We start from the raw sequence: 10,974 nt of genomic DNA, 5'->3' as shown, positions 1-10,974 counted from the left end.
GCGTCCCCCTTCCCACGCCGACGCCTCCCGCTATCCGTCCCCCTCCAACGCCTCCCGCTCTCCTGGTCCCGGGGCCGCACCCGTGGCCACGGCCTCTCCGGAGGTCCTGTGGGTGTGCGCGGCCCTGGGCGACGCCGACCGTGCGGCGACACGCCAGGCCCCGGACGGACGGCTCGACCAGGCCGGCTACGAAACCGGTGGCGCGGCCGTGCGGATGCTCGACATCCCGTTGGCCACCTTTCAGCGCGCCTACAACGCTGTGGCCAACTCCACGCTCTGGTTCGTCCATCACCTGCTGTACGACACCCCGCGCCGCCCGCACTTCGACGCCCGCGCGCGCCGGGACTGGCAGTCCTACGAGGCGTACAACGCGGCGTTCGCGGACGCGCTCGCCCGGGACGCCGCGCCGGGCGCCAAGGCCGCGATCCAGGACTACCACCTGTCGCTGGCGCCCCGGATGCTCCGCGACCGCCGTCCCGACCTGAAGATCGTGCACTTCTCCCACACGCCGTGGGCGCCGCCCGAGTACTACCGGCTGCTCCCGGACGACATCGGTGAGCAGATCCTGTACGGCATCCTCGGCTCCGACCACGCGGGGTTCCTCACCGAGCGCTGGGCGGCGGCGTTCCTCGACTGCTGCGAGCAACTGCTGCCCGGCGCGCGCGTAGACCGCATAGCCCGGACGGTCACGTGCGGCGGCCACGTCACTCGTGTCGGCGTGCACGGTCTCGGCATCGACGGGACGGCGTTGAGGCAACGGGCCGCCGAACAGGACGTCACGGACCGGGCGCGCGCGCTGCGCGAGCAGGTGGGCAACCGTCAGCTCATCGTGCGAATCGACCGGACCGAGTTGTCGAAGAACATCGTCCGGGGCCTGGCGGCGTACCGCGAGATGCTCGTCAACCATCCCGAGTGGCGCGGCCGGGTGGTGCACCTGGCGTTCGCCTACCCGTCGCGCTACGACCTGCCCGAGTACCGCGAGTACACCGCGGCCGTGGAGCGGATGGCCGGGCAGATCACCGAAGAGTTCGGCACCCCGTCCTGGGACCCGCTAATCCTCCAGGTGAACGACGACTATCCGCGCTCCCTCGCCGCCTACGGCCTCGCGGACGTGCTGCTGGTGAACCCGATCCGGGACGGGATGAACCTCGTCGCCAAGGAGGGTCCCGTCCTGTCGCGGCGCGGCTGCGCGCTGGTGCTCTCGCGCGAGGCGGGCGCCGCGTCCGAGCTGTCGGAGGACGCGATCATGGTGAACCCCTACGACGTCTCACAGACCTCGGAGGCGCTCCACCAGGCCCTCCTGATGCCCCGCGACCAGCGGGCCGAGCGCTGCGCCCGCCTCACCGCCGCCGCGACCGCCCTCCCGCCGCAACGCTGGTTCGCCGACCAACTGGCCGCACTGGACTGACACCCCGCGCCGCTCCGTCCCGCGCCACGCCACGCCGCACCGCCCCGCATCCGCTCAGCGGGCGGGGGCGGGGGCGGAGGGCTCTGAGTCCAGGAGGCACTCGACCGGGCCGGGCTCGTGGAGGCGCTGCCAGCGCTCGCGCAGGTCCGCCTTGCGTTGCGCCATGCGGCGGTGCGTGCTCGTCCTGGTGAAGCGGGCGAGCTGGGCGGCGGACGGCCCGGGCAGGCCGCTCGGCTCGTAGCCGTATTCGGCGAGCCGCTCCCCGAACGCGGCCTCGGCCAGCCCGATCTCCCACGGCTCCAGGCGCTGCGCCCAGGAGCCGACGCGGCTGGACGTGACCGGGCCGGTGTTCGTCCGCTCATGCCACTTCCTCTGCGGCGGGACGGTCGGCGCCGCCAGGCCCTGGGGCCTCGTCATCGCCGGGTCGTAGTCCTCGCCGAGGAAGCCGCAGAGCCGGATCAGCTCGTCCGCCGGGTCGGCGACGAGCCGCTCGTACTGCAGCTCGTAGTAGGCGTCCGGGCCGAGGCGCGCGGCGAGCCGCCGTCCGGTGTCGATCGCCTCCCGCCAGGCCGCGACGGCGTGATGGACGTCGTGCTTGTACCAGGGCATCTCGCGCAGCGAGGCGACGCAGTCCCGGCCGTCCCGGACGAGGTGGACGAACTGCGCGTCCGGGAACATCCGCAGCAGCGTGCCCACGTGCCCGGAGTAGCTCGGCCGCTTGTCGCCCCAGCGCGGTTTGCTGAACCGGCGGGCGTACGCGCGGAACACGATGGCGAGCGCCGAGCCGAGCGTGGGCGGTCCGGCGACGATCTCCTCGACGACCTCGTCGGCGTCCAGCCCGAGACCGTGGAACCTGGTCGCCCGCCGTCCGGTGATCCACTCCGCCAGCGCGCGCCTGTTCTCCCTGTCGCCCAGGTCACCGAACTCGCACCTCGCGGCGTAGGCGGGGAGGAGGAACCGCGTCTCGGCGGGGATCGCGATGCGGGCATGCGTGTGCAGCATCCGCTGGAGCATCGTCATGCCGGAGCGGGGACATCCGAGGACGAAGATCGGACGCTCGGACGGGGAGGCGAGGTCTGGTGACATGCACGGCATGCTGGCGGACGCGCCCGTCCCGCGCCCCGCACCCGGGCCCGCGGTTGCCGAGCGCATACCGACGCTTGACGGCCGCTGACCAGCCCGTTCCGTACGATCTACGCAAGGCGCCGGAGTCCCGGCCCCGCCACCGCCGCCGGGCGAGCGGCGACGGCGCGCGGGCGATGCCGGCGGAACGCGGCTAGGTGTAGGACTCGCCGAGGGTCTGCCTCACCTGCTTGCGGGCCTCGTGGATCCGGGACTTCACCGTGCCGAGCGGCAGCTTGAGCTGCTCGGCGATCTCGGCGTACTCCAGCTGGGAGACGTCCCGCAGGACGAGGGCCTGGATGAGGTCCGGCTTACGGGCCTCAAGGTCTTCCATGGCGTCCAGGATGTCGACCCGCGAGCCCGCGATGACGCTGGTGCGGCGCGGGTCGGGACGCTGCTGCGGGAGCTCGCCCGCCTGCTCGACCGAGCGGCGCTTGAGCGACCGGTAGGTCGAGCGCGCCGAGTTCGCGACGACGACGTGCAGCCACGTGCTGAAACGCGACCTGCCCTCGAAGCGGTGAATATTCCGCGCGACCTGCAGCAACGCGTCCTGGCACGCCTCCTCTGCGTCCTGCCGGCAGGGCAGGAACCGTGAACTGTGCCGCAGCACGTCCGGCTCGATCTTGCGGAGGAGCTCGTTGAGGGCGGACTGGTCGCCCTGGGCGGCCTTGACCGCCAGCTCCTCGGTCCTCTCATCGAATGCCATGCCGCGCCTCAATGCTCGTTCGCACACACACCCCGTTTGTTGGGCATGATACGGGAGTGTCCTTCCCACCATCAGTCGGCCGTTACCGAATCGATCGCGTCCTGGGTTCCGGGGCGTTCGCCTCTGTGTGGCTCGGGCACGACGACGCACTCGAGTCCCAGGTCGCGATAAAAGTCCTGTCCGGCAGCCTCATCGATGACCTGGACGTGCGCAATCGCTTCCTGGAGGAGGCCCGGATCCTGCGCCGCGCCGATTCCGAGCGTCTGGTCCGGGTGCACGACATAGGGGAGCTTCCGGACGGACGCCCCTATTTCGTTATGTCGTACGCGGACCGGGGGACGCTCGGCGACCGCATGCGCGAACGGCCACTTCCGGTCAACGAGGCCCTGGTGCTCGCCGAGGAGATCGCCTACGGGGTCGAGGTGATCAACACGCTGGGCGTGATCCACCGCGACCTCAAGCCGTCCAACGTGCTGTTCCAGTCGACGCCCGACGGCGGCGAGAAGCTGCTCATCGCCGACCTCGGGCTGGCCAAGGCCCTCGCGCACGCCTCCGGCGCGTTCACGCTGCCGGTCGGGACGCCCGGGTACATGTCGCCCGAGCAGGCGCGGTTCGGCGGCGGACTCGACGTGCGCGCGGACGTGTACGGGCTCGGCGCGCTGACCTACCACATGCTCACCGGACGGGCCCCCGGCCCGGCGCCGGTCAAGTCCCCGCCGAGCGAGCTGCGCGAGGGCGTGTCCCCGGCGTTCGACCAGGTCATCCTGCGGGCCCTTGAGGTCGAACGGGAGAAGCGGTGGCCGACCGCCGAGGCGTTCGCCGAGGCCCTGTCGACCCTCCGGCCGACGTCCGTCCCCAGCGCGCCGTCCCCTTCATACGGGCCGCCGGGCCCGCCACCAGGCCAGGGCCAGGCGCAAGGCCAGGGCCAGGCGCAGGGTCGTCCTCAGCAGGGTCCGCCGCCCGTGCCGGTGCCGAAGATCGAGCCGGACGCGACCATCCAGGACTTCTACCACGACGGCACATCGGCGCAGGCGCAAGGGGCTGCTCCGGCACCGGGTCCTGGACAGCCCCAGCCGCCCGGGCCTGGGCACGGTCAGCCGCCCGGCGGCGTCCCGCCAGAGGTGAACACCCGGTTCGACCAGCCCTCGTCCGAGGACGACGTCCACACGTCCGAGATACGCGTCCCGCCGAAGCCTCCGGTGGGCGGCGAGCCGGCGACGGTCGTCGACCAGCCAGGGGAGCAGGGCACGCCGTTCGGACGGGTGGAGCCGCCGTCCGACGTCGATGACGAACGCACGGTGGCGCTCCAGCAGCAGGGGCAGCCGTACCAGGCTTCTCACCAGCCGCCCGGCGGCGACGAGGGCAAGACGGCCGTCTTCCCGACCCAGCCGTCGCAGAACGCGCCCTTCCCGCAGGGCGCGGCCGGACCCGGCGGCCACGGCCCTGGGCCGGGTCCTGTTCAGGCCCCCGGTCCCGGCCAGGGCCCTGGGCCGGGTGGCCGGCCTCCCTACGGCAACCAAGGGCAGCCGCCACCTCCGACGGGCTTCCAGGCCCCTCCCCCGGGCCAGGGTCCGCAGGGCCAGGGATCGGGGTCCAAGGGCGGGCTGCTCGGGAAGCTCAAGGGCATCGGCGGCGGCAAGGCAGGCGCCCAAGGCCGCCCCGGCGGACCGAGCGGGCCGAGCGGCCCCGGCGGGCAAGGCGGACCGGGCGGACCGGGCGGACCGGGCCGGGCGGCGGGCGGCGGTGCGCCGAAGAAGTTCGTCACGCCGCTGATCATCACGGTGGTCGTCCTCGCGGTCGCGCTGGTGGGCGGGCTCGCTCTGGGGACGCTGTTCTCCGGCGACGACAAGGGGGACGACGGCGGCAAGAAGACGTCCGATGTCCCGAAGGACTTCACCGAGATCGCCGACGCGTCCGGCAAGATCAAGGCGGCGGTGCCGAAGGCGTGGCCGAAGCAGCAGGAGCCGACGTGGACGCCGTCCGGCGTCCGGCTGAGCGACACCCAGCCGCGTCCGGTGCTGCGCGCGACTCCGAGCCTCCCCGCGTTCCTGAGCGACGGGAAGGGGCCGGGCGTCTTCATCGGCGTGACCACGGACGTCCGGCCGGGGCAGTTGCCGCCGCCGAACGCCGCCGTCCACTCGCAGTGCACGAAGGCCGCGCCGGAGAACTACACCAGCCCCGACAAGGCCCTCAGCGGGACGATCACGCGCTTCACCGCCTGCAAGTCGGGGACGCCGACGGTCACCGAGATCGGGTTGCGGGACAAGTCCGGCAAGTTCGGGCTGTGGATCCGGGTCAAGGAGACCGACGGACGGAACGCCGCCAAGGACATCCTCGATCACCTGAAGGTCACCGGCCCCTAACCCAGAGGGCAGGGAACCCGGGCGGTCGCGCGGCGGCCCCCGGGTGAAGACCCTGCCGGTGGACGCGTCCGTCCACCGGCAGGCGCGTACTCCACGTCGGCGGCAGCGCACCCTGTGGCGGCCCGCGCATGGGGACCTCTTTGACGACCCGTATAGGACGAGCGCCACCGGACCGTCCGCCAAGACCTCGGCCTCAGCCCACCGCACTGGAACGTATGGACGACGGCTGCCCCCGCCTATCCGCCCGGCGCGAACGGGCCTCCCGTCCCTGCGCAACCCAGTTCGGGCAGACCGCCAACCCGCTTCTCCGACCCCAACCGACCAACCGGAGTTGCATCGCGAACGGTCTCCGATATATCGTTAATGCATCGCAACCGATCACGAGAGAAGGAGACTGCGATGCGAGAGCACAACACGAGAGGACGCGGAGGCTTCCGGAATCCCGAGGAGCGCGCGCGGCGCGGCGATCCGTTCGGCTCCTGGGGCGGCCCCGGTTTCGGCCCGGGCTTCGGCCCCGGCCACCGCGGGCGGGGCGGACGCGGCGGCCGGCGCACCCGGCGCGGCAACGTCAGGGCGGCGCTGCTCGCCCTGCTCGCCGAGCGGGCGATGCACGGCTACGAGATGATCCAGGAGCTCGACAACCGCACCGGCGGCGTCTGGCGCCCGAGCCCCGGCTCGGTCTACCCGACCCTCCAGATGCTGGAGGACGAGGGACTGGTCAGCAGCGAGGAGCAGGGCGGCAAGCGGCTGTTCTCCCTCACCGACACGGGACGTGAGGAGGCGGCGGCGCAGACCGTCGCCCCCTGGGACGAGGTCACCGAGGCCGCGGGCGAGAACGTCATGCGCGGACGGGAGGCCATCGGCCAGCTCCTCGGAGCCCTGCAACAGGTCATGTCCGTCGGCAGCGAAACCCAGAAGGCGCGCGCGCTGGACGTCGTCAACGACGCCCGTCGCCGCCTCTATGGAATCCTCGCCGATGACCCCGCGGCCGAGTGAACCGCCACCGCCGTGGCCGACCGGACGTGCGAGTCCGGACGGCCACGGCGGTCCGCTGCCGTCCGGCCCGCGTCAGCCCGGGAAACCGGCCCGCGTCAGCCCGGGAAGCCGGCCCGGGTCAGCCCGGGAAAGGGGCCTGCTTGGCCAGCTGATCGGCCATGTACAGCTGCTTCCAGACGTACAGGCCGACGTCCGCGCGCGTCAGGCGCCGCTCCACCGGAACGTCGACCGTCGCGCGGACCAGATAGGACGCGCCCGGCGGCATGTACTTGTCGCCCCCGTCCCCCGCGATCAGACCGCCGCCCGCCAGCCGCCGCACCACATCGCTCTTCGTCGGCGGTGTGCACATGTCCTCCGGGACTCCGGCCTGCGGCATGCACCGTCCGCGCGCCTGCGGCGTGACGAGGTCGCGCTTGACGAACACGTCACCAGGGAAGTCCAGCAGCACCTTCTGGCGTGTCGGGTTGGTCAGGACGTACTCGACGTAGGCGAACGACGTCCCGGCCGGCGGCGACGACTGGACCGACGTCATCACGCCGTCGCTCACGCCCCCGGTCACCGCCGCGATCCTGTACTTCGCCCCGTCGGCCGTCCCGACCTCGATGGGCGCTCCGCTGCGCGGCAGCCGTCCGGCGGCCGCACCGGGCGGGCCGCCGCCCGCGGCCGCTCCGCCGTCGCCGCCGTCCCCTCCGTCCTTCGAGCCGGACGTCAGGACGAGCCCCGCCGTGACCAGCGCGGCCAGCACGAACACGCCCACCGCAACGAGCCCGCGACGCCGTCCCGCCCGCCGGGCCCGCCGCGCGCGCTTCCGCGCCTCCCGCGAGCCGAGCCGCACCTGCACGCCACTGGTCTCCCGACGCCCCATCGGCCCGGTCGCACCCGCCCGCTCGTCCCGCACGGAAGCGGGCCCGCGCTCGGCGGCCGCGTCTTGTATGGGGCTGGTGTTCTGGACGGCTGGGACGCCGGACCAGGGCATCTCCTCCGCGCCGGAGGGTCCGTGGACGGGCGCGGGGTCGCCTGGACGTCCCGCAGGACCCGGTGGTGTCATCGCCGGCTCGGACCTGGGCTGTGCTGAAGCCCCCGGGAAAGCCGGAGACCCCCAGCCGGTAGGCGGGGCGGACATACCCGGCGGGTTGTGGACGATGGGACGCGTCGGCGCACCCGGCGGAATCGGCGTACCCGGCGGAATCGGCGTACCCGGCGGAACGCCCGGCGGAATCGGCGCGCCCGGCGGCGATTGCGGAGGCAGCGGCGTGCCTTCCGGGGGCGTCACCGGGGACGGAAAGCCCTGGGGCGGGGTCTGCCTGATCTCGCCTGGACGGCGCGGGGTCCCCGGGTCCGTGTCCACCGTCAATCCTCCCCGTCGTCAGCGTGCGCCCGCCCCGAACAGCACAGTTGCCACAATCCACCATATTTTGGCGCAGTTAACCGGCTGATCCCCCCCACACCCCAGGAGTCTCGCGAGATCCGACAAACCCGGGCATGACTCTTGTCACACGAGAGACAGGCGCGGGGTCAGGCGGCTCCGTCAAGGAGCGCGTCGAGGAACGCGACGACGCCCTCCGGCCCGTCGACGATCACATCGGCGCGCTCGGCGAGCGCGGTGACCTCGGTCGAGCCGCTGCAGAGCTTCACCCCGGGGACGCCCTCGGCGCGCAGCTCCTCGACGGCGCCGAACGCGGCCAGGTCGCCGAGGTCGTCCCCCGCGAACAGGACGGCGGACGGGCGGGCGCCGCGGTCGGCGATGAACGCGCGGAGGGCCCTGCCCTTGTCCATGCCGGGCGGGCGCAGCTCCAGGACGAACCGTCCGGGCTCCACGACGAGGCCGGTACGCTCGGCGAGCGCCGCGAGGAGGCTCCGGAGCCGTTCGATCGCGACCTCGGGCTCGGCGCACCGCCGGGTGTGCACGGCGAGCGCCTGCCCCTTGTCCTCGACGTAGGTCTCGGACGGGGCGCCCGCCGCCTCCAGGACACCGGGCAGCTTGGCGCGCGCCTCGGCGACGCCGGGCGGCGGGTCGGGCACGGTCAGGACGCCGGACTCCCAGCGTTCCAGCCCGTACTGCCCGAGCACCACCAGCCCGTCGATGCCGTCGAAGCCGCCGTACTCCACCGCGACGGCGGCGGGACGGCCGGTGACGATCACCAGCGAGCCCACGAGGGGCGCGAGGCGGGCCAGCGCGGCGGCGGCCCGGGGGTGGGCCCGGGCCGCGGCCGGATCATCGACGATCGGCGCCAGGGTGCCGTCGAAGTCGAAGCCGAGCACGGCTCCGGAGGGAGCCTCGCGGATCGCGTCCAGGCCGTCAGCGCCGGCGGCCGTCACAGGATGGGGAGTGTTCACATCGACCAGTGTTGGTCATCTCAGGGCCGGATGCCGAGCCGCCGCGCGGCGCGCTGCCGCTGCCGCTGCGTCCGCACCCGGCGGAGGCGCTTGACCAGCATCGGGTCGCACTCCAGCGCCTCGGGTCGGTCGATCAGGATGTTCAGGAGCTGGTAGTACCGCGTAGCCGACATGTCGAACAGCTCGCGGATGGCCTGCTCCTTCGCTCCGGCGTACTTCCACCATTGCCGCTCGAAGGCGAGGATCTGGCGGTCGCGCTCGGAGAGGAGGTCGGCTGGGAAGGCGCCGTCGTCTTCCAGATCCTCGGTCACGGGTTCCAGGGCTGAACCATCGTCCATGCTTCCGTCCTGCTGGGGGCCGTCACCAGGGGCGTCCGCCGCTCGCATGAGGGTCCCCTCTGTGGTTACTGATCCCGGGTCGTCCGGGTTCGGCAGGGTGCCATGCTACGCGTCCGCGCCGACAAGTTCCGGTGGTTCTCGCGGAACGGCCGGGGTCCGTTCAGTGCACCACATCCCCGTTCACCTGCGGCTCTTCAACGCCGTGTGTCCCAAGGCGATCGGTGGTCACAGCAGGCTCCGGGCGCTCCATAAAGCGCACATAAAGAAGTGTGCAGACTACATGCGTTAAGGTGAGAGCGGTGCGCGTCCGGCGTCCGAGACCACAGGCACGGAACGGGAGACCTTTGCATGGCGACGGAGACCTCCGCCACGGAACGGCCCGCCGACCGGGACCCGGGCCGCCACGACCCGTCCGAGACGGAGAGCCCCGACCCCGTCCTCTCCGAGATCGGCGTCGCGCTGTTCCACCTGCGCCGCGTCTGGGCCAAGCCCGACCTCATGAAGCGGATCCGCGCGCAGACCTCCAGCGGACCCGGCGGGCGTCCGCTCCAGATCTCCAACCTGATGGTGGTCAACGCCGTCGCGGCACTGACCGACGCCGCCCTCTGCGCCCCCGGCCAGAAACCCGCGCGGGACGACGACACGGGCGAGGTCACCGTCGGCGCGGTCGCCGAGCGGCTGGAGGTCGACCCCTCGACGGCCAGCCGGCTGGTCGGCCACGCGATCGACGCCGGACTCGTGTCGCGACGCCCCTCCCCCGTGGACGCGCGCCGCGCCAATCTGGGCCTCACGGACGCGGGACGCCGCGTGAAGCAGGTCGCCGACCGATTCCGCCGGGCCTACCTGGACGAGCTCATGACCGGCTGGTCGCCGACCGAGCGGACCGAGTTCGCCCGCCTCCTCACCCGCTTCGCCGACGCCGCCGCCCAGGCCCCCATGTACCCGGACGGCATCGACAGGATCTTCGAAGAAGCCGCGTTTCACGATCCCGCCCAGCAAAGCTCGCCGTAAGCAACCCCGGCCCCCCGGGTTGCGGGGGGTCAGCCGCCGTTGCGCAGCGCTGACATGCGCAAGAGGTACTCGTCCTCGTCGATCTCGCCCCGGGCGAAGCGCTCGGCCAGGATCGACTGCGCCTTGGCCATCGGGTCGGCGGCGGCCGTCGCGGCGGTCGCGGCGGCCGCCCCGGTGGCCATCCTGCGGCGGATCAGGTAGAACGCGCCTCCCAGCACCGCCAGCCAGAACAGCCCGAATGTGATCGGGAAGACCGGCCAGAACGCGGGTGCGTCCCCGCCGTCGTGCCAGCGCTCCGGGTGCGTCTGCGTCGCCAGTGTCATCAGCATGGTCCATCGACCCTTCCTGTGTGCGGATGAGTCGATGCTCGGCGAAGGGTCCGGGGGCCGTCATCGCCCGGCCGGAGGCTCCCTCGCTACGCCCGCCGGAGTAGCGGGGCGGCCGTCCTCACCACCAGGGAGGCCGGTACTCCTCGTCGTCGGACGGCCTCGGACGCCGCGAATGCCGTCCTCGCGGGCCGTCGTCCTCCGCCTCGGTCGGCGGCGGGAGAGGCGGCGGCATGGACGGGATCTTCGAAGAAGCCGCGTTTCACGATCCCGCCCAGCAAAGCTCGCCGTAAGCAACCCCGGCCCCCCGGGTTGCGGGGGGTCAGCCGCCGTTGCGCAGCGCTGACATGCGCAAGAGGTACTCGTC

10 protein-coding genes are annotated in these 10,974 nt (G+C 72.7%); 4 read left to right on the top strand and 6 right to left on the bottom strand.

The annotated features are described in order from the left end of the window. Positions 1-1,408, top strand: a 1,408-nt coding sequence (locus E1298_RS37310; protein ID WP_207945073.1) for an alpha,alpha-trehalose-phosphate synthase (UDP-forming), incomplete at its 5' end; no start/stop codon positions are given. A 54-nt stretch (positions 1,409-1,462) separates the two neighbouring features. Here E1298_RS37310 and E1298_RS37305 read toward each other — a convergent pair. Beyond that, positions 1,463-2,494 (bottom strand): sulfotransferase family protein, encoded by a 1,032-nt coding sequence (locus E1298_RS37305; protein WP_131901872.1) that lies wholly within the window; start codon positions 2,492-2,494, stop codon positions 1,463-1,465. 190 nt (positions 2,495-2,684) lie between these two features. Next, entirely contained in the window at positions 2,685-3,236 is a 552-nt protein-coding gene (locus tag E1298_RS37300) for an RNA polymerase sigma factor (RefSeq protein ID WP_131761458.1), read from the bottom strand. 11 nt (positions 3,237-3,247) lie between these two features. Between E1298_RS37300 and E1298_RS37295 the strand changes: the two genes are divergently transcribed. After that, positions 3,248-5,599 carry a serine/threonine-protein kinase gene (locus E1298_RS37295; protein WP_131901870.1) on the top strand — a complete coding sequence of 784 codons (2,352 nt, stop codon included), beginning with the start codon at positions 3,248-3,250 and terminating at the stop codon, positions 5,597-5,599. Between the two features lie 399 nt (positions 5,600-5,998). After that, positions 5,999-6,595 (top strand): PadR family transcriptional regulator, encoded by a 597-nt coding sequence (locus E1298_RS37290; protein ID WP_131901868.1) that lies wholly within the window; start codon positions 5,999-6,001, stop codon positions 6,593-6,595. Positions 6,596-6,713: 118 nt separating this feature from the next. Here the strand turns inward: E1298_RS37290 and E1298_RS37285 are convergent, their stop codons facing one another. The 3 genes from E1298_RS37285 to E1298_RS37275 all read right to left on the bottom strand — a co-directional run bounded on the left by E1298_RS37285 (position 6,714) and on the right by E1298_RS37275 (position 9,270). Then, the gene (locus E1298_RS37285; RefSeq protein ID WP_131901866.1) at positions 6,714-7,571 is read right to left on the bottom strand and encodes a hypothetical protein; all 858 of its coding nucleotides are present in this window, start codon (positions 7,569-7,571) and stop codon (positions 6,714-6,716) included. A 539-nt stretch (positions 7,572-8,110) separates the two neighbouring features. Next, positions 8,111-8,932: a trehalose-phosphatase gene (gene otsB / locus E1298_RS37280; RefSeq protein WP_243726041.1), complete on the bottom strand. Its 822-nt coding sequence runs from the start codon at positions 8,930-8,932 to the stop codon at positions 8,111-8,113. Positions 8,933-8,952: 20 nt separating this feature from the next. Further along, positions 8,953-9,270: a DUF3263 domain-containing protein gene (locus E1298_RS37275; protein ID WP_131901864.1), complete on the bottom strand. Its 318-nt coding sequence runs from the start codon at positions 9,268-9,270 to the stop codon at positions 8,953-8,955. Between the two features lie 348 nt (positions 9,271-9,618). Here E1298_RS37275 and E1298_RS37270 point away from each other — a divergent pair, with 348 nt between their 5' ends. Continuing rightward, the gene (locus tag E1298_RS37270) at positions 9,619-10,281 is read left to right on the top strand and encodes a MarR family winged helix-turn-helix transcriptional regulator (protein WP_131901862.1); all 663 of its coding nucleotides are present in this window, start codon (positions 9,619-9,621) and stop codon (positions 10,279-10,281) included. 29 nt (positions 10,282-10,310) lie between these two features. Here the strand turns inward: E1298_RS37270 and E1298_RS37265 are convergent, their stop codons facing one another. Further along, positions 10,311-10,604, bottom strand: a complete 294-nt coding sequence (locus E1298_RS37265; RefSeq protein WP_207945071.1) for an SHOCT domain-containing protein — start codon at positions 10,602-10,604, stop codon at positions 10,311-10,313. Between the last annotated feature and the right edge of the window lie 370 nt (positions 10,605-10,974).

The organism is Actinomadura rubrisoli, from assembly GCF_004349215.1.
Taxonomy (GTDB): Bacteria; Actinomycetota; Actinomycetes; order Streptosporangiales; family Streptosporangiaceae; genus Spirillospora; species Spirillospora rubrisoli.
The sequence above is the reverse complement of the archived record's forward strand: the minus strand, read 5'-3'. Positions and strand labels throughout refer to the sequence as shown.